Source organism: Pseudarthrobacter sp. KH_020_B, assembly GCF_057840185.1.
In genome coordinates this window covers 3,357,042-3,381,796 of sequence record NZ_CM174506.1, presented here as the reverse complement: position 1 = coordinate 3,381,796, position 24,755 = coordinate 3,357,042, and the positions used below count along the sequence as shown (strand labels likewise).

Annotated in this window: 22 protein-coding genes and 4 pseudogenes; 8 read left to right on the top strand and 18 right to left on the bottom strand. The window is 64.9% G+C overall.

What is annotated here, in order from left to right:
* Positions 1-21 precede the first annotated feature (21 nt).
* The 13 genes and pseudogenes from mscL to coaA all read right to left on the bottom strand — a co-directional run bounded on the left by mscL (position 22) and on the right by coaA (position 10,425).
* Positions 22-411, bottom strand: coding sequence for a large conductance mechanosensitive channel protein MscL (gene mscL, locus AC3IT0_RS15570; protein ID WP_489320627.1), 390 nt, complete (start codon positions 409-411; stop codon positions 22-24).
* A 623-nt stretch (positions 412-1,034) separates the two neighbouring features.
* Positions 1,035-1,190, bottom strand: a complete 156-nt coding sequence (locus tag AC3IT0_RS15565) for a hypothetical protein (RefSeq protein WP_489320626.1) — start codon at positions 1,188-1,190, stop codon at positions 1,035-1,037.
* A gap of 200 nt (positions 1,191-1,390) precedes the next feature.
* Positions 1,391-2,194, bottom strand: a pseudogene (locus AC3IT0_RS15560) (AAA family ATPase); the annotation flags it as partial.
* Positions 2,194-2,589, bottom strand: coding sequence for a Mu transposase C-terminal domain-containing protein (locus AC3IT0_RS15555; RefSeq protein WP_489320625.1), 396 nt, complete (start codon positions 2,587-2,589; stop codon positions 2,194-2,196). The gene AC3IT0_RS15555 and the pseudogene AC3IT0_RS15560, both read right to left, overlap by 1 nt.
* A 94-nt stretch (positions 2,590-2,683) precedes the next feature.
* Positions 2,684-3,247 carry a DDE-type integrase/transposase/recombinase gene (locus AC3IT0_RS15550; RefSeq protein WP_489320624.1) on the bottom strand — a complete coding sequence of 188 codons (564 nt, stop codon included), beginning with the start codon at positions 3,245-3,247 and terminating at the stop codon, positions 2,684-2,686.
* Between the two features lie 376 nt (positions 3,248-3,623).
* On the bottom strand, positions 3,624-4,403 hold the full coding sequence (gene istB, locus AC3IT0_RS15545; protein ID WP_489320623.1) for an IS21-like element helper ATPase IstB: 780 nt from the start codon (positions 4,401-4,403) through the stop codon (positions 3,624-3,626).
* Positions 4,400-5,065, bottom strand: a pseudogene (locus AC3IT0_RS15540) (IS21 family transposase); the annotation flags it as partial. The pseudogene AC3IT0_RS15540 and the gene istB, both read right to left, overlap by 4 nt.
* A 442-nt stretch (positions 5,066-5,507) precedes the next feature.
* Positions 5,508-6,103 (bottom strand): annotated as a pseudogene (locus AC3IT0_RS15535) (recombinase family protein).
* 490 nt (positions 6,104-6,593) lie between these two features.
* A complete protein-coding gene (locus AC3IT0_RS15530; RefSeq protein WP_489320622.1) occupies positions 6,594-7,100 on the bottom strand; it encodes a hypothetical protein in 507 nt (168 codons plus the stop codon).
* A gap of 474 nt (positions 7,101-7,574) precedes the next feature.
* The gene (locus tag AC3IT0_RS15525; RefSeq protein ID WP_489323819.1) at positions 7,575-8,069 is read right to left on the bottom strand and encodes an RHS repeat-associated core domain-containing protein; all 495 of its coding nucleotides are present in this window, start codon (positions 8,067-8,069) and stop codon (positions 7,575-7,577) included.
* 48 nt (positions 8,070-8,117) lie between these two features.
* Positions 8,118-8,300, bottom strand: a complete 183-nt coding sequence (locus tag AC3IT0_RS15520; RefSeq protein ID WP_489320621.1) for a hypothetical protein — start codon at positions 8,298-8,300, stop codon at positions 8,118-8,120.
* A 281-nt stretch (positions 8,301-8,581) separates the two neighbouring features.
* The gene (locus AC3IT0_RS15515; RefSeq protein WP_489320620.1) at positions 8,582-9,439 is read right to left on the bottom strand and encodes a M15 family metallopeptidase; all 858 of its coding nucleotides are present in this window, start codon (positions 9,437-9,439) and stop codon (positions 8,582-8,584) included.
* A gap of 20 nt (positions 9,440-9,459) precedes the next feature.
* On the bottom strand, positions 9,460-10,425 hold the full coding sequence (coaA, locus tag AC3IT0_RS15510) for a type I pantothenate kinase (RefSeq protein ID WP_489320619.1): 966 nt from the start codon (positions 10,423-10,425) through the stop codon (positions 9,460-9,462).
* An 88-nt stretch (positions 10,426-10,513) separates the two neighbouring features.
* Here coaA and glmS point away from each other — a divergent pair, with 88 nt between their 5' ends.
* Positions 10,514-12,406, top strand: a complete 1,893-nt coding sequence (glmS, locus tag AC3IT0_RS15505) for a glutamine--fructose-6-phosphate transaminase (isomerizing) (protein ID WP_489320618.1) — start codon at positions 10,514-10,516, stop codon at positions 12,404-12,406.
* 10 nt (positions 12,407-12,416) lie between these two features.
* Positions 12,417-13,571, top strand: coding sequence for a hypothetical protein (locus tag AC3IT0_RS15500; RefSeq protein ID WP_489320617.1), 1,155 nt, complete (start codon positions 12,417-12,419; stop codon positions 13,569-13,571).
* Between the two features lie 15 nt (positions 13,572-13,586).
* Here AC3IT0_RS15500 and AC3IT0_RS15495 read toward each other — a convergent pair whose 3' ends face one another.
* The 3 genes from AC3IT0_RS15495 to AC3IT0_RS15485 all read right to left on the bottom strand — a co-directional run bounded on the left by AC3IT0_RS15495 (position 13,587) and on the right by AC3IT0_RS15485 (position 14,709).
* A complete protein-coding gene (locus AC3IT0_RS15495) occupies positions 13,587-14,096 on the bottom strand; it encodes a hypothetical protein (protein WP_489320616.1) in 510 nt (169 codons plus the stop codon).
* Between the two features lie 98 nt (positions 14,097-14,194).
* Positions 14,195-14,461: a type II toxin-antitoxin system RelE family toxin gene (locus AC3IT0_RS15490; protein ID WP_489320615.1), complete on the bottom strand. Its 267-nt coding sequence runs from the start codon at positions 14,459-14,461 to the stop codon at positions 14,195-14,197.
* The gene (locus tag AC3IT0_RS15485) at positions 14,458-14,709 is read right to left on the bottom strand and encodes a type II toxin-antitoxin system Phd/YefM family antitoxin (protein WP_354157893.1); all 252 of its coding nucleotides are present in this window, start codon (positions 14,707-14,709) and stop codon (positions 14,458-14,460) included. Before AC3IT0_RS15485 ends, AC3IT0_RS15490 begins: the two co-directional genes overlap by 4 nt.
* 144 nt (positions 14,710-14,853) lie before the next feature.
* Between AC3IT0_RS15485 and AC3IT0_RS15480 the strand changes: the two genes are divergently transcribed.
* Complete coding sequence (locus tag AC3IT0_RS15480; protein WP_489320614.1) at positions 14,854-15,162, top strand: hypothetical protein; 309 nt, start codon at positions 14,854-14,856, stop codon at positions 15,160-15,162.
* Between the two features lie 158 nt (positions 15,163-15,320).
* On the opposite strand, the gene AC3IT0_RS15475 is transcribed toward AC3IT0_RS15480, so the two are convergent.
* Together AC3IT0_RS15475 and AC3IT0_RS15470 are read right to left on the bottom strand one after the other, a co-directional pair.
* Positions 15,321-15,722 (bottom strand): hypothetical protein, encoded by a 402-nt coding sequence (locus AC3IT0_RS15475; protein ID WP_489320613.1) that lies wholly within the window; start codon positions 15,720-15,722, stop codon positions 15,321-15,323.
* 62 nt (positions 15,723-15,784) lie between these two features.
* Positions 15,785-15,943: pseudogene (locus AC3IT0_RS15470) on the bottom strand (hypothetical protein); the annotation flags it as partial.
* Positions 15,944-16,234: 291 nt separating this feature from the next.
* Here AC3IT0_RS15470 and AC3IT0_RS15465 point away from each other — a divergent pair.
* The 5 genes from AC3IT0_RS15465 to treZ all read left to right on the top strand — a co-directional run bounded on the left by AC3IT0_RS15465 (position 16,235) and on the right by treZ (position 24,684).
* Positions 16,235-16,582 carry a holo-ACP synthase gene (locus tag AC3IT0_RS15465; RefSeq protein WP_056344245.1) on the top strand — a complete coding sequence of 116 codons (348 nt, stop codon included), beginning with the start codon at positions 16,235-16,237 and terminating at the stop codon, positions 16,580-16,582.
* 37 nt (positions 16,583-16,619) lie between these two features.
* Positions 16,620-18,233: an NAD(P)H-hydrate epimerase gene (locus tag AC3IT0_RS15460; protein ID WP_489320612.1), complete on the top strand. Its 1,614-nt coding sequence runs from the start codon at positions 16,620-16,622 to the stop codon at positions 18,231-18,233.
* 69 nt (positions 18,234-18,302) lie between these two features.
* The gene (glgX, locus tag AC3IT0_RS15455; protein ID WP_489320611.1) at positions 18,303-20,558 is read left to right on the top strand and encodes a glycogen debranching protein GlgX; all 2,256 of its coding nucleotides are present in this window, start codon (positions 18,303-18,305) and stop codon (positions 20,556-20,558) included.
* The gene (treY, locus tag AC3IT0_RS15450) at positions 20,555-22,897 is read left to right on the top strand and encodes a malto-oligosyltrehalose synthase (protein WP_489320610.1); all 2,343 of its coding nucleotides are present in this window, start codon (positions 20,555-20,557) and stop codon (positions 22,895-22,897) included. Before glgX ends, treY begins: the two co-directional genes overlap by 4 nt.
* The gene (gene treZ / locus AC3IT0_RS15445; RefSeq protein WP_489320609.1) at positions 22,894-24,684 is read left to right on the top strand and encodes a malto-oligosyltrehalose trehalohydrolase; all 1,791 of its coding nucleotides are present in this window, start codon (positions 22,894-22,896) and stop codon (positions 24,682-24,684) included. The genes treY and treZ overlap by 4 nt, the downstream gene beginning before the upstream one ends.
* Positions 24,685-24,755 lie beyond the last annotated feature (71 nt).

The window sequence follows — 24,755 nt, the reverse complement described above, 5'->3', positions numbered from 1 at the left end:
CCACAGTTGGTTGCAGTGAACTTACAGGGCTTGCTTCTGCAGCGAGTCGCGGATTTCCGTGAGGAGGGCGATCTGCGGGTCCTCTGCAGCCTCTTCCTTGACTTCGGGGTTGATGCCGAGCCGGCGGTTGCGGAGTTCGATCATGTGGTTCATCGGCATGATGACCACAAAGTAGATGGCGGCGGCCACCAGTACGAATGAAATGATGGAGGAGATGACGGATCCATACATGAATCCCTCCCACTGCATTTCTGCAATGCCCTTGGCACTGAACAAGCGGCCGATCAGCGGTGTGAGCAGGCCCTCGACGATTGAGGTCACGACGGCGCCGAAAGCGGCACCCATTACGACGGCGACGGCAAGGTCTACGACGTTGCCCTTCATGATGAAATTCTTGAATCCTGTCAACATACGAACCAAGCTAGCGCACCAAGGTAAGCGGGACATGAAAGATCATTAAAATCCTACACGCGTGTCCGGAACTAAGCTTACGCACTATTCGTTTGGCGGAACCGCTGAAGGACCCTCAGGAACTCTTCCTTCGTAACGCCCTCCAGGGTCAAGCCGAACTTGTCATTCGGCCACTTCTCCAACTCCTGCGCAAGCACTTCGTCAGAGGGTGAGCGCGTTAGGAGGTACTTCACAAACGCCGGGGTCAGGTACTTCAGATGTAGGCAATCTCGTCCCATCGGGCATACCCGGTAGACGTCACAAACTGATGCTGGCAATTGCACATGACCGATTGCAGAGCCTGGGCGATAAGCAGGAGATCGTGTATCGCCCTTTTTGAAAAGTGAGCTTCCGCGACCTCGGACAAACCGATCGGCTCCTCAAGCCGAAGCGCCGTCCAAGCGTGGTGAACGATGGAGCTGTTCGTAGGCCTGAAGGTCAGGAAATCGCGGATGTAGCGTTCGCCGGAGTGCCGGTCTTTGAAGTCACTGAGGAACGTGCAGTACCGCCATATCGTAGGTCCCCCGCTACGAAGGGAATTTGTTCAGCGAGTACGAAGTCGGGATCAAGTACAAAAATGATGGTCATGGCACTTGGTTCTCGAAGCCAGTGATACTACCGCCCGGAATGAAGCGCTGATGAGTAATAGCGGGATTACTCCCACTGCGGTCAATAATCCATTCAGATAGGCCGGGCTTTTCGTTCAACTCACCGTTGAGCTGATAGAGGTCGCGCTTCATTCCGTCATATCCCTTGATCTTGAACCGTCTTGCTGCAGGGTCATCCACGACCCAAGATATCGAACGGTGGTAGAGGTCGTCTGCGCGAGCAGGCGCTGTTCTGTCCATTTTCGATGCCGCTGTTTTCGCGGCTTTCGACCCGCCAAGCATGTGGACTTCGGCGCTCTTTGGCGGTGTTCTGTGGTCGCTCTTTGTCGTTGGTTGCGGATGACGAGGATGCTAGCGGCGGCTTCGATGGCGTCGTCGGTGATGGTTTCGATCTGGTTGATTTTCAGGAGCCGGGTGATTTGAGGGAATAGCCGCTCGGGGAGCCGAAAAATTGCCGCGGGTGATGCGTTCGATTGCGGCGATTGCTGGGCGTCGGTGAAGTCCTCGGGGTCGAGTGAACGCCCCAGTCGTTTCCAGTGCCCGCTCGAGAACAAAGAGGAGTTCCTCGCGGCTGAGGGCGCGTAGCTGTGGGAGAAGCCGAGGCGGCTGTAGAGCTGCGGGTAGTGGCGGAATCGTTCGTCGATACCGGGCATGCCGATGAGGATGGCAAGGTCGGTGCGGTCGTGGTTGTCGCGGAGGAATTCCAGGGCGGTCGGGGTGAGGCGTTCGGCTTCGTCGATGATGAGCAGTTCCACCAGTTTGGTGATTCCGTTCATGCTGCGGGGGGTCGTCGTGTCGAGTCGGTGGAGGTGTTCGTCGATGCAGGCGCCGATTCTGACCTGTGAACGGTGGATCTCGTCCATGAGGTTTTTGGGGCGGCAGAGCACTTCCGGGGTGTAGAAGACGGTGCGGGATCGATTGGCGAGGGCGTACTGCTTTGCGTCATGATCACCGCGGGGCCCCCACTCGGTGATGTAAGGCTCGAGAGTGTCCCAATTGGCGTAGCGGCGCGCGGAGTTGGTCTTGCCAACGCCGGCGTCGCCGTGGCAGATGCCGATGGTGTGCTCTTTCCGGACGGCGTTGGGGAACTCGGTGAAGCGTCGGTGCTCTTAGGTCACGATGAATGTCTGGTTCATCATTCGTCCTCTTCGTAGGTGCGCAACCGCGGCCGGCGCCGCGCTGTTTCCGGGTTGCGGGGTTGCTCGCGGGCGACGACGGTCGGGATGCGGTCGTTGATAGCCCGGCGCAGTTCGCGACGTCGTGCACGTCGTGCGGCATCGATCTCGCGAAGACTCAGCCGAAGATTTGGGTGGGCTTCGTCGATGGCTGTGCAAATGAAGGTTTCGCGGTCGTAAACGCGGATCTCGGAAATGTCGCGGGGGTCATAGCGGATCGTGATGGTGTGTCCGACGAATGGTGCGAGGGTGGGAGCCAGATAGCGCTGGCCCTGGAAGTGGATGCCGTCGCGTTGTACGACTCGGTTCTTCGGTGAGGAGGAGCCCGTCGAGTTCTTCGATAGTTTCGGGCACACGGGGAAGCCACCCGTCAGCGACCCACCCATGCCGGGGTGAGATGCCGAGCTCGCTGTGTGTTCGGTCGTTGTAGGCGGCGATGAAGGCGCGGATCTAGCGGTCGAGTCCGGAAAGATCGAGCACGGGCCGCCGCGCGCTGCTACCAGGGCCGAGGTGTCCCGGCAGCGAAGCGAGCAGTTCGGTGTTGATGGTGCCGAAGAATCGCTCGATCTTGCCGCGGCCTTGGGGTCGACCGACGGTGGAATGGATGATTCGGATGTGCAGCTCGAGGGCTGTGTGGTCCAGGTGGTGGCTGGTGAAGTCAGAGCTATGGTCGACGTGCAGAATGTCGGGAATGCCGCACATGGCCCAGGACGGATCGGGCTTGCGCCTGATTGCCTGCCGCAGGGCAAGTGCTGTGTTGAGGGCGGAGGGTGCTCCGGTGAAGACCGTGTAGCCGCAGATTGCGCGGGAATGGTCGTCCATCATGGTGGTCAGCCAGGGGCGGTCGGGTTTCCCATTGGCGCCGATGATGAGGATGTCGAGTTGGGTGTGGTCTGCCTGCCACGTCTGGTTCGGCCGTTCGGCGCGGCGACGGTAGACGAGCTCGTGCCGATCCCGGTATGACGCCGGTCCCTCAAGGGCGAGTGTGACGAGCGCGGGGTCCAGGGCGAGCACAATGTCCCGAACGGTCGAATAGCCAGGCCCGGGAGCGTCCCGCTGCCGGGCGTCGTGACGGCGAGGCGGTGCAGCGTCGCAAGGCTTGGGCGCGGTTTCGCCAGAGGAGCCGTTCGACGAACGCCACAGTCGCGGCCGCCGTGCGACGCGTCCCCGCGTCAACACGAGGGCGCGGGTCAAGTGCCCCGATCCCATCTTCCTGGAACAACTGGTGCCAGCGCTGCAGCGTGCGCAGGCTGACCCTGTCAAGGGCCATTACTTTCTGCCCACCAGCGGCCAGGTCTTCTGCCCGCTGGTGGCCAATATTAATGCCCGGACATGGCCATGAGATCTGCCCGCAAATATAGGTTTGTGGGTGGCCATTCCGTTCCGGTTTTTAGCTCAGTTGTGTCACTCCCTTTCCGGCCAGGGCCTGCGTCAGCCTGACGGAGTCGCCGCTGGTCTGGCAGATGTGGGCGTGGTGCAGCAGTCTGTCCACGGTTGCCGTCGCCAGGGTTTTGGGCATGAGCTCGTCAAAGCCGGCGGGGTGCAGGTTGGAGGAGATCGCGATGGAGCGTTTCTCGTAGGCGGCGTCCACGACCCGGTAGAGTCCCTCGGCGGCGTCGGCGCCGACGGCGAGGAGCCCGATGTCATCGACGACCACCAAATCGGCACGTAGCACCCGGTTGATGGCCCGGGTGACGGAGTCGTCGGTGCGGTGGGCGCGGATGAGTTGGCCGAGGTCCTCGAGCCGGAACCAGGCCACGCGCAAGCCTTCTTCCACGGCTTGCTGGCCCAGGGCTTCAAGGAAGAACGTCTTTCCTGTCCCGGAGGGCCCGCAGACGACGAGGTTTTCCCCGCGGCGGATCCATTCCAGGGTCCGCAGGGCCTGTTGGGTCGGCGCCGGGATCGAGGAAGCGCCGGGGTCCCAGGCATCGAAGGTTTTCCCGGTCGGGAACCCGGCGGCCTTGCGCCGGGTGGCGAGCATGGAGCGGGCCCGGCCGCTGACTTCCTCGGCGAAGAGGGCCTTGATGACTTCCACTGGTTCCCAGCGCTGGGCGCGGGCCGTGGCCATCAGTTCCGGCGCCAGGGCACGGGCGTGGGGCATCTTCAGGGAACGCATCATGGCTTCAACGTCCGCGGGCAGGGGCGCGGCGGTGGTGTTGATCGGGGTCACTGCTTGTCCTCACTGACGATGGTGGTGGTGGTGATGGCGGCCCAGGCGCCGGTGCCCTGGGTCAGGGAGGTTTCCTCCCTGGCGGCGTGCGTGATGGTGCTGGCCCGGCCGGCCTGCAGGATCGAGGAGAGGTCGCCGTGGGCGAAGCGGCCGTGGATCGCGGCCGTGCCCAGGGCCCGGTCAACGTCGATGACGCCGGCGATCTTTGCCAGGGACACGGCCTCGGCCATCTTCACGTTCATCCGGGACGTGCCGACCGCGGCGGCTTCCTTCAGCCAGGCCACGGCGCCGCCGCCGATGGCCAAAAACTCTGCCTCGGCCCCGGTGCGGGCCCGTGGCGTGTAGTCCCCGGGGATTTTCTCCACATGTCCGGGAAAATGCTCGTCGTTGACCGCCGGGCTCCCGGGCCGTGCCCGGCCATGGCGTGCCACCTCAACGGGGCCGTGCGCGCCGTGGTGGACGATGATGACCTGCTCGTCCGGGCCGGTGCCGTGGGCGCGGACAAACACCCGCGCCCCGAGCAGATGGGACGGCACGGAATACATGGCGTTGTTGAAGGTGACCATGGGCGTGTTCGGCGGCACGGTCCGGGCCAGGCCGAAGGAGACCGTGTGCGCTGTTTCCGGGACCCGGTGCAGGCGCAGGGCCTCCTCGGCAAGCATGACAGCGCGCCAGCGGCCGCCCGGCGTCACGGGCGGCGACGTGCTTGGCCACCGTGTGGTGGGAACAACCCGCGAGCTGCGCCGCGGCGCGCAACGACTGCGTAAGATCGTACGCTTCAAGAATTTCCATGATTTCTCCGTCAGACTTCATACAGAGCCTCTTCCTGATGTGGTTTGGTGCGACTAGACACCGACATCAAAACCCCAGGAAGGGGCTCCCGCCGTTAAGAACACGGCGATGCTAGAAAAAAGAATGGGCAGATCTCATGGCCACCAATGGGCACTTTTGCTGGCCATCAGTGGGCACTTCCGTGGCCGCCTATGGGCAGTTTTTCATGGCCGCTAACAGACCCCGCTTTCCCGGGCAAGCTCTGCGAGCGAGATCTTGTCTTCGACGTGCAATCGAAGAATCCGCCACCGCTCACTGCCATCCATGACGCAACTACATCGTTGTGCTCTCGCGAGCAGCGAGAGCCTGCTGGTGACGGTAGAGCGTGGCTCGATTCCACCCGACGAGATGTGCCGCGTCTTCAGCGGTGCGGCCTTTCGCGCGGGCTTCCGTGACGATCCGGAGTTTGTCGGCGATCACGACGGGATCGGAAAGCGGCCGGCCGAACCGGGTTCCGCCCTGTCTCGCTGCGGTGATGCCGGCATTCACGCGTTCGACGATCAACTCCCGCTCGTATTCGGCCAAGGTCGCGAGCATGTTCAGCATCAGGCGGCCGGACGTTGTTGTGGGGTCGATGCCGTCCGAAATGGACACAGGTGCACACTGCGGTCCCGCAGTAGGTTCACCGTGTTCAGGACATCGATCAAGGATCGGCCTAGCCTGTCCACGCGCCACACGACAACGGTGTCGCCTGGCTCCACATACGTGAGGAGCTTTTTCATCCCGGGACGCTCAATCGCGGTCTTGCTTCCGGAGGTGACGTCGGCGAAGACGTCGCGTTTTTGCACCCCGGCGTCTACAAGCGCATCGAGCTGCAACTTCGCGTCTTGGCCCGACGTACTCACACGCGTATACCCGAGATGTCTCACCCGGCCACTTTGCCTCAGAAACCCCCGTCCAGGTCCCACCTGAGACGATTCCCGGCGAGACATCTTTCCAAGACAAGGGGCAGCCCGGCACGTCGTCGATTCGTTCGATCCTCAAGACACGACGTCCGTGTCTTGAAAAGCTGTTGTTTTTTCGACACAAGCTCTTCCAGAGCTTCTGCTACTTGCGTCTCGGTGCTGAGCCTTCGGACGTACAAGTAGCTTTCTCCCCGCGGGACACACCTCACGGGCCGACCTGCCCAGCGGCTATGGCCGAATTCTCTGGTTTAGCCGTTGCGGATTTCGGTGAGGATGGCATCGGCGTAGGTCCATCGGGGACTTCTGTGCTCGGAACGGCAGTCGGTCGTGTAGCAGGTTTTGGTCAGAGGGTCGAAGGTGTCGTAGCTGTCGGCGCCACCGCGGGGGCCGGGTGATGCTGATCGGGTTGCCGGCGGCGTCGCTTGGGACCATGTGAGCGTTGCCGTCGGGAAGGTCACGCTGTGGCCTTTCGGAGCGAACGTAGGAGCGAGCGGTATACCTTCTCGTATTCGCTGTGGTGGACGACTTCCCCTGCTTCAGAACGAATTTTATGGACACAACCTATCCCGGTTGGGAGCTCTCGTCCTTTCATCTGGGGCCGGTACTGGATGCCTACGAGACCGTTGAGTGAGAGTACGCCGGCAGCACGCGTGTCCACGTACTCCGTCTCCAGTGGCTTGATCAGTTCTGGTGTAAGCGATGGGCTCCACAGAAAGTAGTTCCACTGGCCTTCAGCGGTTCTCTCATCCAGCTGGCCTGCCTCGGCGACTCTCACTACCTCCACGTAGTGTTTGCTTTCCTTCCGCTTGGTAACGGCTAGGAGACGGTAGGGTGCCCACGCCTCCGGCAGCGCGCTGATCTCGCGCTCGACCGCGTCCGCGGTGAGGCCCTCAATTTCGGCTGTAAGCCCACGCCCCACACGCTGCCACTCCGCGGGGTATACCAGCGATCCAGCGGTCATGGTTTATACCTCAGGAAGAAGACGTGGTCGAAGGCGCCCGTCGATCGGAGATCATCCATCGCACGCCGTTCACGGGGGACAGGGATACGACCTTGGGTCGTACGGCCAACCTGAACAGCAATCCACTGATCGCCACGAGTCATCACAAGATCAGGATAGCGGGACCCGTACTGTTTCTCAGGGAGCGAACCTCCAGAACGGTGAGTCCAGCCACCGGCCACGAGCCGGGTTTCGGCTTCGTCCACTCGAGCTATATGGTTGGGGGCTCCCACGCTTTCCCCACGGATTTGGCACCAACTTTAGCCCGCTCGCGGCGCCCTTGATGAGTTTTCCGCCCGGGCCGATGGATGCGGTTGAAAGGAGTGCTTCTGCGACTGCGTCGCCGCAAGAGCCTTTGCCGGTGTTGCAGGTGTTGTAGGCCTGGATGGCTTTTGTGCCGGCGTGGACTGCTCCTGCGGCGATGGATATGCCGCCTCAGACAGCTGCCACTGGGGCTCCTACGCCGGTGGCCAGGGCGACGATAGCGAGCACGCCGGCGACGTCGGAGACGATGCCGCTTACGTTCTGGATCCCAACGAGGGCTTCGTCCCAGGAGAACAGGCCCGTAACGTCGATGTATCGAAGCGGGTTGGCTGAACCGTAGGTGTAGGTGCCGGAGATGCTGGTGGACGCTGCCGCGTCGGTGCTGAGGAAGATGCCGGCTACCGGGTCGTATTGGCGGGCCCGCAGATGGGTGAGCCCGGTGGGGTCCTGGTACTGGCCAAGCCAGCCCAGAGGCGAGGCGTTGGGGTTGTTCGGGCCAGCCGCCCGGGGACGTCCATAGGGTTCCCAGGCCCCGGCTGATGTGAGTGCTCCATTCGCGTCGGTAACGGCGCGGACGGAGCCGAGCCTGTCCGTGTGGAAGTACGCGGCGGCCCCGGTTGGGTCGTGGGCGGTGAGGGGCTGGTCGCCGTGGGTGTAGTGGCGGATCAGGGCGCCGTTCGTGTCGAGTTCGTTGGCGAGCCGGCAGAAAGGATCTCATTCGAAGCTGGTCTTCGCGGTGCCGAGGGTGGCGCTGAGCCGGCGGCCGTCACCGCCATACTTGTACGTTGTGGTGCCAGCCGGGGTAGTGGCCGTGGCGGTAGGCCCGGCTTTGGTGTTGGTGAAGGATGTGTATTCCCGCCAGTGCGGCCCGCACCGTTCCTTCGCTCTCCAGGGCATGACGTCCATGTCTTGATAAACTGTTGCTTTTCGAGACAGCACTCGCCAGGGTTTATTCCAGTTCGCCCCGTTTGTCCCGCCCTCACAGTGAACCGTCCCGGGAATCATGCCGCGAGGCGGTCGAGGAGGCAGTCACTGCCGCCGACGAGTTTCTCGCTGCCGGCTGGCAGTGCGACCTGTCAGAAGTCAACGCGCCGACGAGGCTCGGCCGGGAGCACCCCGGGTTCAGCAGACAGCACTATTGGGCGGCTGCGTCGTGCGGATACTGGGCAAGCCGTTAGCTAGGCGTAGCCCGGCGCCGCGTCCACCCCGAAGTACTCCTCCACAGTGCTGATGCCCCGGCTCGCCATGTCGGTGGCCTCCTCCACGCCGATGTAGCGCAGGTGCCAGGGCTCGTAGTAGTAGCCGGTGATCGGGTGGAACATCCACGGATACCGCACCACAAAGCCGAAGCGGTGGCCGTTCGCCTTCGCCCATACGGCCGCGGGCTGATCCGCGAAGCACGGCTGGAAGCCGCATGCCCCGCCGCCGTCGCCGATATCGAACGACCAGCCGGTCTGGTGTTCCGAGTAGCCGGGCCGGGCGCTTGCGGTGTCGGCATCGGTCCGGCCGCGGGCCGCCACATAACCGTTGTATGTGGCCATCTGCGTGCCATGCGAGCGGTACCCGCTCGCCAGCGTCATGATGACGCCGTCCTGCGCGGCCGCGGCGAACATCGCTTCCGCGGCGGACGCCGTCGTGCTGTTCAGCAGGGCCGCCTCGCCCGAAACAGCCAGCCGGACGTTGGGCTGGACCAGATCTGCCGGAACGAAGTCCGCCGGCGCCAGCGGACGGTGCTTGTTGACCACCAGCCAGGGGCTGGCCGGATCCGTCAGTGAGAACTGACGGGGCAGCGCTGCCGACGGCGGTACGGGAGCCTGCGCAGGGGGCTCAACTGCCGCCGTCGTGCTTTCCACTGACGGGACCGCCACGGCGGAGGGGGACGCGGAGGTCGCCGCTGGGGCGGGGGAGGACGACGACGGCGTCACCGCGGCGGGTGCCTCCGGCGTGCACGCTGCCAGGACCGTCAGCCCGGCTCCGGCGGCGAGGAAGCGGGCGAAGGAGCGGCGGCTGGACCCCAACGGGACGCCGCCTGCCACACAGTCGTGGCACACCTGTGTTAAACCTTCCGCAGGAGCATGCGGCGGATGGTGTGGTCCGCGTCCTTGGACAGAACCAGCTGGGCGCGGCCACGGGTGGGGAGGACGTTTTCCTCCAGGTTGGGCTCGTTGATGCGCTTCCAGATGTCCCGTGCAGTGGTCTCCGCCTCGGCGGCGGACAGCGTCGCGTAGCGGTGGAAGTAGGACTCCGGCTGGGCGAACGCGGTGCTCTGGAGCTTCCGGAACCGCTCCACGTACCACTCCTCGATGTAGGAGGTCTTGGCGTCCACATAGATGGAGAAGTCGAAGAAGTCGCTCACTGCCAGGCCCTGCTTGCCGTCATGCCGCGGACGCGCCGGAGCCAGGACGTTCAGGCCCTCCACAATCAGCACATCCGGGCGGCGGACCACCACTTCCTTGTCCGGCACGATGTCGTACGTGACGTGGGAGTACCAGGGCGCCCGGACTTCCTCCGCGCCGCCCTTGACCTCGCTCACAAAGCGCAGCAGCGCGCGGCGGTCGTACGACTCCGGGAAGCCCTTGCGTTCCAGCAGCTGGCGGCGCTTGAGCTCGGCCAGGGGGTAGAGGAAGCCGTCCGTGGTGATCAGCTCAACGTTGGGGGTGCCGGGCCAGCGCCGCAGCATCTCCCGGAGCACGCGGGCGATGGTGGACTTGCCCACGGCCACCGAACCGGCCACGCCGATGACAAACGGAGTGCGCTGGGTCTGTTCACCCAGGAAGGTGGTGGTGGCCGAATGAAGCTGGCCCGCGGCCTCCACATAAAGGTGCAGGAGCCGGGACAGGGGCAGGTAGACCTCGCGGATCTCCTTCATGTCCAGGGGATCGCCGAGGCCACGCAGACGGACAATGTCCTCTTCGTTAAGGGGCTGCTCCATCTGGGCGGCGAGCCGGGACCAGGTCTGGCGGTCCAGCTCAACGAACGGGGAGGCACCCTCACCGTTCGCTTCGTTGCGTTGCGAAGTCACCTTAGAGATTCTGCCCCTCGCGCGGCCCAGAGCGAAATGCAGCACCCTAAGTTTAGAACTCAACCCGGCTGCCGATAAGCTGGAGCCCATGTGTGGAATCGTTGGATATGTGGGCCATTCTGCTGGCCGTGGAACTGCCGGTCACAGTGCGTTGGATGTAGTCCTTGAGGGATTGCGCCGTCTGGAGTACCGGGGTTACGACTCCGCGGGGGTGGCGGTGGTCTCTGAGGGGTCCATCGAGTCCCGGAAGAAGTCCGGCAAGCTGAGCAACCTCCTCGCCGAGTTGGAGGAGCGTCCGCTGCCGGAGACGTTCACCGGGATCGGCCACACCCGCTGGGCCACGCACGGCGGGCCCACGGACCAGAACGCGCACCCGCACCTGTCCGACGGCGGCAAGCTGGCCCTGATCCACAACGGCATCATCGAAAACTTCGCCGAGCTCAAACGTGAGCTGGTGGCCAAGGGCTACACCTTCGAGTCCGAGACGGACACCGAGGTCGCCGCTGTGCTGCTGGGGGATATTTTCCGCAACAAACTGGGTGGTGTGGCGTCCGACGGCGGCCTGACGAAGGCCATGCAGCTCGCCTGCCAGCGCCTTGAGGGTGCTTTCACGCTGCTTGCCGTGCACGCGGACCAGCCAGATGTTGTGGTCGCCGCCCGCCGCAACTCACCCCTGGTGGTGGGTCTGGGCGAGGGCGAGAACTTCCTGGGCTCGGATGTGTCCGGGTTCATCGATTACACCCGCCGCGCGGTGGAGCTGGGCCAGGACCAGATTGTCACCATCACCGCCGACACGGTGGAGATCACCGATTTCTTCGGCGCCCCGGCCGAGGGCAAGGAATACCACGTTGACTGGGATCCGGAATCGGCGGAAAAGGGCGGCTTCCCGTCCTTCATGGAGAAAGAAATCCATGACCAGCCCGACGCCGTGGCCAACACCCTGCTGGGCCGCTCCGACGTCAACGGCAAACTGACCCTTGATGAGCTCCGCATCGACCCGCAACTGCTGAAGAACGTCGACAAGATCATTGTGCTGGCCTGCGGCACGTCCGCGTACGCCGGGCAGGTGGCCAAGTACGCCATCGAGCGCTGGTGCCGGATCGCCACCGAGGTGGAGCTCTCCCATGAATTCCGGTACCGGGACCCGATTGTGGACGAGAACACCCTGATCGTCTCCATCTCCCAGTCCGGGGAGACCATGGACACGCTGATGGCCGTCCGCTACGCCAAGGAACAGGGCGCCAAGACCGTCTCGATCTGCAACACCAACGGCTCCACCATCCCGCGCGAATCCGACGCCGTGCTGTACACGCACGCCGGCCCGGAGATCGCCGTTGCCTCCACCAAGGCGTTCCTGGCGCAGATCACCGCCGCGTACCTGCTGGGCCTGTACCTGGCGCAGCTGCGCGGGAACATTTTCCAGGGCGAGATCAAGGACATCCTGGCGGACCTGAACAAGATCCCGGCCAAGATCCGGCGGATCCTGGACAACGAGGCGCAGATCAAGGAACTCGGCGAGTCCATGGCCGACGCCAAGTCCGTGCTGTTCCTGGGCCGCCACGTCGGCTTCCCGGTGGCCATGGAAGGTGCGCTGAAGCTCAAGGAGCTCGCGTACATCCACGCCGAGGGCTTCGCCGCCGGTGAGCTCAAGCACGGCCCCATCGCGCTGATCGAGGAAGGCCAGCCCGTGTTTGTGGTGGTCCCGTCCCCGCGCGGCCGCGACTCGCTGCACGCCAAGGTGGTCTCGAACATCCAGGAAGTCCGTGCGCGAGGCGCGAAGACCATTGTGATCGCCGAAGAGGGCGACGACGCGGTCAAGGCCTATGCCGAGCACGTCTTCTACATCCCGGAGACCCCGACGCTGCTGGCGCCGCTGCTCAGCACGGTCCCGCTGCAGATCTTCGCCCTGGCCCTCGCCTCGGCCAAGGGCTACGACGTGGACCAGCCGCGCAACCTCGCCAAGAGCGTCACCGTAGAGTAACCGCGGACTGATGGGCATCGACGAACTCTTGGACCGGGCGGGGAACCTCAAGGAAGCGCTGGTCGACTACGCATGCTCACCGGGGTTCGCGCGGCGCCTTTCGCAGGCGTTGTCAGACTTCTCCGGGCTCGGGAGTGCGGCGCATGATCAATGGGCGGAGGCCGTCGAGTCGCTGCTCTATGATCCAGATCAGGACGGACGCGAGCCGCTGCTCGACCGCTATCTGCGCACCAATAGGACCATTGCGCCGGAGGAGCGACTCGTCTACGAGGGGTGGCGGGAGCGCAATGTACTCGGCGTCTTCCGCGTCGATGCCCGCAAGGGTGCCCGGCTTAGCCTGCACAACCTCATCGATGAGATGGATTACCCGGCCTACGCCACCGTCGGGGCGGAAGCGATCAGCGTCGTCCAGCGAGGCGGCTACGTCATGTCGCGCCTGGTGCCCATCGGGGACATCTGGACCATCAGCGGGACCATACGCCTGTTCGGTCCGCGAGACCTCCCCGGAGTCCAGACCCTGGCGGCGTCCCTGCTCAAACGCTTTCCCACCTTGGTATTCAATAATCCGGCGAAGGTCGAGCAGGGACGCAGGATCGTCGGAGAGCACCACACCACGTTCCTGAACCTCTTTGACGCGCATATCGTGAGCGGTACCGGGGCCGACATCATCGCGGCGTACCGCGGTTTCCTGAATGCCTGCAGCGAGGCGTCCGTCGCGGAAAATCCCGCCGTTGCGGCGCGGGTGACCCCGGCCGAGCAGCTGGCGCCCAATGATTCTTTCCCCCCGGAGCTCGCAGAGTCCGACGACGTAGCGCTCTACCATCATCCGCTGATGGGTGTGTCCTTCCTCGTCTGCTACGGGCAGGTCGAGGCAGCCCACCGTACGCCGCCGGCCGATGCGGAGGACCCGGCTGCGGAACTCCTGCGTGGCTATGTGGAGGACAAGACGGTTCCCGGTTACGTCCTGGAGGACCTTGCAGCGAAGTACCCGGACACGGTCGACGACGCCTACCGGGCTGCCTTGTCCAACCCCGGATTCCGATGGGAACTTGATGGCGCCGCCCTGCTTCGCCGTCACAGGCCGAATTCTGGCCCCGGTAAGGACGTTCCCGGCGTCTCGCCGGTGCCTTCATCGCTGATCGATGAATACCGCCGGCTCGGGTAGAGCCGGACCGCTGTCTCAACGGTTCTTGATGCTGTTCACCCGGAACTGAATGATCCGTTCGGGGTCGTCATCACTGAGCTTCAGGACGCGGATCTCCACGTCGTAACCGTCGCGGACCCCTTTGGCTGAACAGGCCTCGTACATCCCGGTGGAATTAGACGGAAGCGGAGAAGTTTCGCAGTCGCCTTCCACTGGCGCTCCAAGGCCTGCCTCATCGCTGATCTGCTGCACGTCGCCTGCAGTTACAGGACTGTGTGTCCGGTACTGACGCCACATGCTGTCGCAAGGCTCCACCACGGTTATGCAGAACAATCCACCGGTCACGTTGTGGGCCTCCTCCTGCCAGCCCGAGGCCGGATGCATTCGATCAGCCACAGCAACCATTTTGGCCGTGCCTATTACGTGCGAGAGTTGTAACAGTACGAATGGGGACGCGAGAACCAAGAGCGCGATGATGACGCCTTTGAGCCACCTTCGCCGCCGACTTCTCGCGGGCGGCTGTGACCCGTCTGCGGGAACGTCCATGCCTCATTTCCTCCTTCGGTGGGTCATGCACCGGTGTGACCCCAGGAAATGTAGGCGGGAGTTGATCCGGAGCCCTGTCCTGGCCCCTTCACGAGGCTTTAGCGCCGGTAAACTTCCCGGCGGTGGCCCAGACGCAGTACCAGAATCAAAAGTTCCTGATCCCGGATCTCATAGATAATCCCGTAATCGCCGGTGCGGATGCGCCATTCCCCATCCCCGCCAACCAGCTGCTTTCCCTTGGGTGGCCGCGGCGTGTCACTGAGGATTTCAATCGCTTTGAGCACCCGCATCTGTGCCTGCCGGTCAAGCTTCCGGATTTGCCTAGCCGCGACCGCTGTATATCGAACGCCAAACCGGCCCGTCATACCTCGATGCCAAGGTCACGCAGCAGTTCCTCGTGAGTGATCGTCGGCCCCCCATCCGCACGGGCTGCCCGCGCGGCGGCAACATCCTCGGCGTCCTCCAACGCCTCGACGGCGCGTTCATAAAAGTCCGGGGCCACCACCACCGCGACAGCCCGCCCGCGGCGGGTGATATGAACCGGCTCGGAACGTACACCATCAATCAGCTCAGCCCAATGAATCCGGGCTTCATTCGAAGTAGTCGTTGTCATATATCAACCTTACGAACCAAACGAACCGTAAGCAATACGCTTAAGAAGCCCCCGCCATTTGGGATGGATACGGGGGTACCTCGGCCCCATTCGGAACCCCGACGAGACCGAGGCGAGCCGTGCAGGCGGTCGTAACGCTCGAGGATGAGGACGGTCCGGCCGGTAATTATGCGCACGTCGTTGGCGAACGTGGTGAGCCCGATCCGCCGCGAAAACTCCAGGCAGAACGCCTCGGCGTGCAGGGCGTGCTCGTTCCCGGCCGGCCACCGGTTTGAGGATGTGCGTGGAGGCTGCGCCGTCGACGCCCGCGTGCCAGGCCCCATCCAGGAGGCCAAGGGTGGTCTTTGGCTAACCGGCCAAGGATCCGCTGCCGCCGACGGCGCCAAGTTCGCGTTGGGAGAGCCCGCTGCGCTGGCGGACGCCGAAGACCATCAGGCCCAGGTCCGCTACTGACTTCATGACGCCGTGACACGGCCTCCTTGATGAGTTATTCGTAATAACTGAGCGTCGACTACTAAAAGGTAGTGGTGTGGACTGCAAACATCGGACTTTTAGCAGAAGCCAGCGCGAAACTACTTGCGTAACTTACGGTATCTTCCGCCGGATTGGGGTCACAGTGGACGTACGTCAACCGAAAGCACCTGCCGCTCATCGTCCATGACTTTGCGCAAGACCAACAAATAGTCGTAGCCGTCGTCGGTGCCCGTGGCCGTGCATAGTATGACGGCGCCGGTCTCGTCGGACCGCGGCTGGCAGGCGTCACTGAATTTCAGAGACAGCCCGACTGGATCGGCGAACCTTTGGATGTCTTCGGCGGTCAGCACCGTCGTTGCGTTCCAGCTCCGGAAAATACTCGGGCAGGGATTCGTGCTGAGGCAAAGGAACCGTTCGGGGCGGACGGTGTCAGCGACCGGATCCCAGTCTGCCGGGACACCGAAGCGGTCAACTTTGGCGACCAGAACATCGGTGGCCGCGTCCTCGATTAGCCTGACCACCACCAGTGGACCCGCCACGGCGACGACAATTCCGATCAAAATGATGCCAAGGATCCGTTTTACTGTCTGCCCCCAAATTGTCAGCGCCCGTGCACCGGTATGCCATAGGTTCGGTGAAATCCGGATGCTTGCATCGTAGCGTTCAGTCCCGTCCATGGCGTGGGCAAGCGGTCACGAGCTTGAAGATAGGGCACCTTGGGCTTGCCCGTCTCCAGTGCGGCGAGGTGCCGCTGGCTGACGCCGAGCCGGCTGGCGAGCTCGCGTTGGGAGAGCCCGCTGCGCTAGCGGACGCCGTAGGTCATCAGGCCCAGGTCCGCTACTGACTTCATGACGCCGTGCAGAAGCCAGCGCGAACGCAATTGCGCAACTTATGGCGGCGCTCGGAGACCAGATGCCCGGAAATCTGGGAACCCCGAACCGTGCCAGGCCCAAAAGTTACGCATTTGCGTCGACCCGGCTGAGTCGGCGATCTTGCGGATGCCGAGCGCGCTGTGCGCAGTACGCCAGCAGCGTCCCCGTAGAATAGCGCCATGATTGTTGGCATTGGCGTAGACGTTGTAGACATCGAGCGGTTCGGCCGCCAGCTTGAGCGCACCCCGGGGCTCCGGGACCGGCTGTTCGTCCCCGCGGAACGCGAGCTGAACACGCGGTCGCTGGCCGCGAGGTTCGCCGCCAAGGAAGCCGTGGCCAAGGTCCTCGGCGCGCCGGCCGGCATGAACTGGCAGGACTGCTGGATCGGCCTGGACCAGCACGGCCCCACCATCCAGGTCAAAGGCACCGTCCTGGCGGTGGCCGAATCCAAGGGCGTCAAGCGCTGGCATGTCTCCATGAGCCACGACGGCGGCATTGCCACCGCCACGGTCCTGGCCGAAGGCTGAGCCACTCACGGCTCAACCCGCCGACGGACCTGACACCATGATCAGCGCCTATACCGGAACCCAGATCAGGGCGGCCGAACAGCCGTTCTTGGCTGCCGGGCTGGGCGCTGTCCTGATGCAGCGGGCCTCCCACGGAATCGCCAATGCTGTGGTGCACGAGCTGAAATCACGCGGCCGGCGGCTTTACGGCGCCAGCGTGGCCGTCCTGGCGGGCAAAGGCAATAACGGGGGAGACGGCCTCTTCGCCGCTTCATTCCTGGCCGCCAGGGGAATGCGTACGACGGCGGTGCTCACCGCCGGAACGGCCCACCCCGAGGCGTTGGCTGCTTTTGAGCGCGCCGGCGGGCGCGTGCACCTCCTCACTGAATTCAACGCCAGCCAGCTGGCAGCACACGCGGCGAGTGCCGACGTCGTGATTGACGCAATCCTGGGGACGGGCGCCCACGGTGGCCTTCGCGGCGCGGCAGCCGGCCTGGTGAGCGGTCTTTCGGAATTGCGGCTGGCATCCGGGGAGCCGGCCATTGTGGTGGCCTGCGATGTTCCGAGCGGCGTTGATGCCGACACCGGGGAAGCCCATGCGCCACTCCTGTCCGCGGATCTGACCGTGACTTTCGCCGCAGCCAAAGTGGGGCTGCTGGTGGACCCGGGCGCCGATCACGCTGGCCGCGTCCACGTGGTCCCCATCGGCATCGAAGACGAACTGCCCTGGCCGGCGCTGCGAAGGTTTGAGCCGGTGGACCTGGCCAGGCTCCTGCCGCGGCCCGGGAGGCGCTCGCACAAGTATTCCCGCGGCGTCCTGGGCGTCGTGGCCGGATCCGCCGACTATCCAGGCGCCGCCGTGCTGGCCTGCCGGGGAGCGCTGGCTGCCGGCGCGGGGATGGTCCGCTACGTCGGCCTGCCCGAGGTGGCCGACCTGGTGCGGCACTCCTGCCCGGAGGTGGTGTGCAGCACGGGCTCCGTGGCGGACACCCACGTCCAGGCGTGGCTGGTGGGTTCGGGAATGGGCCCCGGCGACACCGAACAGCTCCAGCGCGCCCGTGACGCCGTGGAAACCGGGCTGCCAGTGATCGCCGACGCCGGGGCGCTGCCGGCGCTGCCGGACGTCTTGGCGCCGCAGGTGCTGCTGACGCCGCACGCCGGCGAGCTTGCATCGCTCCTCCAGCGGCTCGCTTTGTCCCCTGTCAGCGCAGACTTTGATCCCGCCCCCGACCGTTCCGGGGTGGAGGCTTCCACCTTGGGCGCAGTGCGGCACGCCGCCGTGCTGACCGAGGCTACCGTCCTGCTGAAGGGTGCTACCACTCTTGTAGCCTCGCCCTTCCAGGACTTCTACAGCCAGGCGGACGGCACGGCGTGGCTCGCCACCGCCGGAAGCGGCGACGTCCTGGCCGGGATCATCGGTGCGCTGCTCGCCCAACTGGGGTCCGACGTCGGGCGCTTCCGTGATGCGGGCATCGATCCGGACGAGCGCTGGGCCGCCATTGCCGCGCTCGGCGCCAGCCTCCACGGCCTGGCGGGAGTGGCCGCCTCCGGTGGGGGACCGCTGACAGGCGGCCGGATTGCGGACGCCGTACCAGAGGTGTGGCATAAAGTCAGTCTGCTTAGCAAACCGGCGGGCCAGAAACGTAATAGTCACACCCACCCATTACCGTAGGCATAGGTTCTGCACCGGCAGTGGCTGTGTTTCTAAGCCCCTGCTGTCGAACAACGATGAGGAGCACGCATGGAAATCTGGCCCGGAACGGCTTATCCGCTTGGCGCCACTTTTGACGGGACCGGCACGAACTTCGCGTTGTTCAGCGAACGCGCCGAAAAGGTGGAGCTGTGCCTCTTCGATGACGACGGCGTGGAAACGCGGTTCAGGCTCGATGAAGTGGACGGCTACGTGTGGCACGGCTACATCCCGCAGGTCCAGCCCGGCCAGAAATACGGCTACCGCGTCCACGGGCCCTACGATCCGGACTCCGGCAACCGCTTTAACGCCAACAAACTGCTCCTGGACCCCTATGCCAAAGCCGTGCACGGGCAGATGGACTGGGACCCGGCGCTCTTCTCCTACAACCTCGGCGAGCCGGACTCCATCAATAATGAGGATTCCGCGCCGCACATGATGATGGGCGTGGTCATCAACCCGTTCTTCGACTGGGGCGGCGACCAGAACCTGCGCATTCCGTACCACAAGTCGGTCATTTACGAGGCCCACGTCAAGGGCCTGACGCAGCTCCACCCGGAGGTCCCCGAGGAGCAGCGCGGCACCTACGCCGGCGTGGCACACCCGTCCGTCATCGCGCACCTGCAGAAGCTGGGCATCACCGCGATCGAGCTGATGCCCGTGCACCAGTTCGTCAATGAGGGAACCCTGCAGGAGAAGGGCCTGAGCAACTACTGGGGCTACAACACCATCGGCTTCTTCGCGCCGCAGAACACCTACAGCTCCACCGGCGACTCCGGCCATCAGGTCCAGGACTTCAAGGCGATGGTCCGCACCCTGCACCGGGCGGGCATCGAAGTGATCCTGGACGTGGTGTACAACCACACCGCCGAAGGCAACCATCTGGGCCCCACCCTGTCCTTCAAGGGCATCGACAACGCGTCCTACTACCGGCTGATGGAGGGCGACGAGAAGCACTACATGGATTACACGGGCACCGGCAATTCGCTCAACGTCCGCCAGCCGCATTCACTGCAGCTGCTCATGGATTCCCTGCGGTATTGGGTCACCGAAATGCACGTGGACGGCTTCCGCTTCGACCTCGCCTCCACCCTGGCGCGCGAGTTCTACGACGTGGACAAGCTCTCCACCTTCTTCGAACTCATCCAGCAGGACCCGGTGGTGTCCCAGGTCAAACTGATTGCCGAGCCCTGGGACGTGGGTCCCGGCGGCTACCAGGTGGGCAACTTCCCGCCGCAGTGGACGGAGTGGAACGGCCAGTACCGCGACACGGTCCGGGACTTCTGGCGGGGCGAACCGGCCACGCTGGGCGAATTCGCCTCCCGTATCACCGGCTCCTCGGACCTCTACGAGCACTCCGGCCGCCGCCCCGTGGCGTCCATCAACTTTGTCACCGCCCATGACGGGTTCACGCTGGCTGACCTGGTGTCCTACAACGAGAAGCACAACGAGGCCAACGGCGAGGGCAACAACGACGGCGAATCCCACAACCGGTCCTGGAACTGCGGGGCGGAAGGCCCCACGGACGATCCTGCCGTCCTGGGGCTGCGTGCCCGCCAGCAGCGGAACTTCATCGCGTCGCTGCTGCTGTCCCAGGGTGTGCCCATGCTGGCGCACGGTGACGAACTGGGCCGCACCCAGCAGGGCAACAACAACGGCTACTGCCAGGATTCGGAACTGACCTGGATCAACTGGGACAACATCGACCAGCCCCTCGTTGAATTCACCGCCGCCGTCAACGCGCTCCGCGCCAAGCACCCCACCTTCCGCCGCAGCAAATTCTTCGACGGCAGGCCCGTCCGCCGAGGCGAAGGCGAGCGGCTGCCGGACATCGTATGGCTGGACATGGATGGAACCACCATGCAGCCCGAAGATTGGGACAGCGGGCTGGGCCGCTCTTTCGGCGTGTTCCTCAACGGCGACGGCATCCGGGGCAAGGACACCCGCGGCCGACGGATCACGGACGTGAACTTCCTGCTTTACTTCAACGCCCACGACGACATGGTGAAGTTCACCCTGCCCGCGGACGAGTACGCGCCGGCCTGGGACATCATCATCGACACCGCCGGCCACAACGCGGACACCGAACCGGTCCAGGCCGGCGGGGCCCTGCCGGTGGACGCAAAATCGCTGGTGGTGCTCCGTGCCCACAGTATGCCCGATGTTGAACCGGACCACTCCGTCGCCGCGTCGCTCGCGGCGCTCTCGCAGACCGCCACCAGCGAGACCGAGTCCTTCAGCACACCCACGGTGGCCGAACCCGGGAAGACCACGAAAGTAGGAGCCCGGAAGGCCGCCGCAAAGTGAAGGCTCCCGTATCCACCTACCGGCTCCAGATCCGCAGCAGCTTCACGCTCTTTGATGCTGCCGCCGCCGTGCCGTACCTGAAGTCGCTGGGTGTTGATTGGGTCTACCTGTCTCCGATCCTGACGGCGGAACACGGCTCCGATCATGGCTATGACGTCACGGACCCGTCGTCGGTGGATCCGGAGCGGGGCGGTCCGGAAGGGCTGCAGGCCCTCTCTGCAGCCGCGCGGGAGCATGGCATGGGCTTGCTCGTGGACATCGTCCCCAACCATGTGGGCGTGGCCTCGCCGGCGCAGAACCCGTGGTGGTGGTCGCTGCTGCAGGAAGGGTGCGGCTCGCCTTACGCTGACGCGTTCGACGTCGACTGGGACTTTGGTGCCGGGCGGATCCGGATCCCTGTCCTGGGCAGCGATGACGACCTGGGGCTGCTTTCGGTGGAGGATGGCGAGCTTCGCTACTATGACCACCGCTTTCCGCTGGCCGCAGGGTCTTACGCGGACGGCGACTCCCCGCGGGCTGTGCATGACCGGCAGCATTACCAACTCGTCTCCTGGCGCCGGGCGGACAGCGAGCTGAACTACCGGCGGTTCTTCGCGGTGAACACCCTCGCCGGCATCCGGGTGGAGAACCGCTGGGTCTTCGACCAGGCCCACGCCGAGGTGAAGCGCTGGTTCTCCGAAGGGCTGGTGGACGGGCTGCGCGTGGACCACCCGGACGGCCTGGCTGACCCCGCCGGGTACCTTCGCCGGCTCAAGGACCTCAGCGGCGGAGCCTACGTCCTGGTGGAGAAGATCCTGGAGCCGGGGGAGGAGCTCCCGATCGAATTCGCCTGCGAGGGGACCACCGGCTACGACGCCCTGGCCGACCTGGACCGCCTGCTGGTGGACCCGGCCGGCGAGGCTGCGCTGGACGCGTTGGATGCCCGGCTCCGTTCCGGGGAGCCTGCGGACTATGCGGCCATGATCCTGGGGACCAAGCGCGCCGTGGCGGACGGCATGCTGCGGTCCGAACTCCTGCGGCTGGCCCGCCTTGTCCCTTCTGACGCGGGGCTGTCCGAGGACGTTGCCGCGGATGCCCTGGCCCAGATCATCGCGGCCTTCCCCGTCTACCGGACCTACCTGCCCACGGGTGAGGATGTGCTGCGCGAGGCCTGCGGGGCCGCGGCTCGCCAGCGCCCTGACCTGGCCGAGGTGCTGGACGTGCTGCTGCCCCTGCTGCTGAAACCGGAGACTGAACTGGGCCGGCGTTTCCAGCAGACATCCGGCATGGTGATGGCCAAAGGCGTGGAGGACACGGCCTTCTACCGCTACACCCGGCTGGGGACACTGACCGAAGTGGGAGCGGACCCGTCCCACTTCTCGCTCGCCCCGGCAGAATTCCACCGGCGGATGGCCGAGCGCCAGGAGTCCCTGCCACAGTCCATGACCACGTTGACCACGCACGACACCAAACGCAGCGAGGACACCCGGGCGCGGATCTCCGTGATCGCCGAACTGCCGGACGAGTGGGCAGCAACCCTGGACACCCTTCGCAGGCTCGCCCCGGTGCCCGACCGCCCGTTCGAGAACCTGCTGTGGCAGGCGGTCATCGGTGCGTGGCCGGCGTCGCGGGAACGGCTGCACCGTTATGCCGAGAAGGCCGCCCGGGAGGCGGCCAACTCCACCACGTGGACGGACCCTGACCAGGACTTCGAAGCCCAGGTCAAGGCAGCAGTGGATGCAGCGTTCGACGACGCCCGGGTCACCGCGGTGATCGAGGACTTCGTCGCCAGGACCGATGCCTTTGCCGTCGCCAACTCGCTGTCCCTGAAGCTGCTCCAGCTGACCATCCCGGGAGTGCCGGACGTCTACCAGGGCACCGAATTCCGGGACCGCTCGCTGGCTGACCCCGACAACCGCCGGGCCGTTGACTTCGAGTCCCGCTCAACCGCTTTGGCCGCGCTGGATGCCGGCACGCTCCCGGCGGACTTCCGGGACGAGGACACCAAACTGCTGCTGACCTCACGGGCGCTGCGGCTCCGCCGGGACCGGCCCGAACTGTTCCACGGCTACGGGCCCGTTCGTGCCTCCGGCGCAGCTGCCGACCACCTGGTGGCCTTCGACCGCGGGGCGGACAGCAACGGAACTGGCGGTACGCCCGGAGCCCTGACCCTTGCGACTCGGCTTCCCTGCGGACTGGAACGCGCCGGCGGGTGGCGGGACACCGCCGTCGAACTTTCCACCGCCATGCGGGACGAACTTACGGGACGGACGTACGGTCCCGGCCCGGTGCCGGTGGCCGACATCCTCCAGCAATACCCCGTGGCGTTGCTCGCGCCAGTGAACGGAGACAACGCATGAGCCTGACGCACCACAGTTCCGGCCGGTTCGATGTCTGGGCCCCCAAGGCCTCGGCCGTCTCGCTGCTCGCCAACGGTCAGCAGTACCCCATGAAGCAGGTGTCCGGGGCCCCCGGCACAGGCGGCTGGTGGTCCGCGCCGGACGCGCCGCCGGCCGCGGACGTGGAGTACGGCTACCTGCTCGACGGCGACCCGCACCCGCTCCCGGACCCGCGGTCCCGCCGCCTCCCGGACGGCGTCCATGCCCTGTCCCGTACCTACGATCCCGGCTCCTACGCCTGGCAGGACACCGGCTGGCAGGGCAGGGAACTGCGCGGATCGGTCATCTACGAACTCCACGTGGGAACCTTTACGCCTGAGGGAACCCTCGATGCGGCCGCGGACAAACTCGGGTACCTCGCGGACCTCGGCATCGATTTTGTCGAGCTGCTGCCGGTCAACGGATTCAACGGAACCCACAACTGGGGCTACGACGGCGTGCAGTGGTTCGCCGTCCACGAAGGCTACGGCGGGCCCTCGGCCTACCAGCGTTTTGTGGACGCCGCCCACGCTGCCGGGCTGGGCGTCATCCAGGACGTTGTCTACAACCACCTGGGACCCAGCGGCAACTACCTTGCGCGGTTCGGTCCGTACCTGAAGCAGGGCGATGCCAACACGTGGGGCGATTCGGTCAACCTCGACGGCCCGGGCTCCGATGTCGTGCGTGAATACATCCTGGACAACGCGGCGCTGTGGCTGCGCGATTATCACGTGGACGGCCTGCGCCTGGATGCCGTCCATGCATTCCGCGACGAGCGGGCCGTGCACCTCCTGGAAGATCTCGGCGCGCTGGGCGACACGATCTCCGCGGAGACGGGAATTCCCAAGACCCTCATCGCGGAATCGGACCTGAACGATCCGCGGCTGATCTATCCCCGCGACGCGAACGGCTATGGGCTCGCCGGGCAGTGGAGCGACGACTTCCATCACGCGGTGCACGTCAACGTCAGCGGCGAGACGGCGGGGTATTACGGCGACTTCGCGTCGCTCGGGGTGCTGGCCAAGGTCCTCAGGGACGGCTTCCTGCACGATGGCAGCTTCTCCAGCTTCCGCGGGCGCCATCACGGCCGGCCCATCAACACGTCGCTGGTCCACCCGGCGGCCCTGGTGGTATGCAGCCAGAACCACGACCAGATCGGCAACCGGGCCATCGGGGACAGACTGTCCCAGTCCCTGCCGTACGGCCCGCTGGCTGTGGCCGCGGTGCTGACGCTGACCTCGCCGTTTACGCCCATGCTGTTTATGGGTGAGGAGTTCGGTGCCTCCACGCCGTGGCAGTTTTTCACCTCGCATCCCGAGCCGGAGCTGGGCAAGGCGACGGCGGAGGGCAGGATCCGCGAGTTCGAACGCATGGGGTGGGATCCCGCCGTCGTGCCTGATCCGCAGGATCCCGAAACGTTCCGGCGCTCCAAACTCAACTGGGCGGAGGCTGCCGACGGTGACCACGCGCGTCTCCTGTCGCTGTACCGCTCGCTGACCGCGCTGCGGCGCGCGTACCCCGAACTGGCCGGCCTGGGATTTGAGGAAACGGACGTGACGTTCGACGACGGCGCCGGCTGGTTGCGCATCCGGCGCGGGTCCGTGGAGGTGCTGCTGAACTTCTCGGCGTCGCCTGTGCGGCTGGACGGTGTGCGGGGGGCGGTGCTGCTGTCTACGGACGAGGCTTCTTCGCTGGACGGGAATGCGTTCCTGCTGGCGGCTTGGAGTGGGGCGGTTCTGACTGCTGGGGCAGAAGTAGCCTCGAGTTAACGTAGACACTGGAGTTACCTGGGCGTATTATTCGCGTACTGACCAGCCGTGATGGGCGGCTCGGTGGCGTA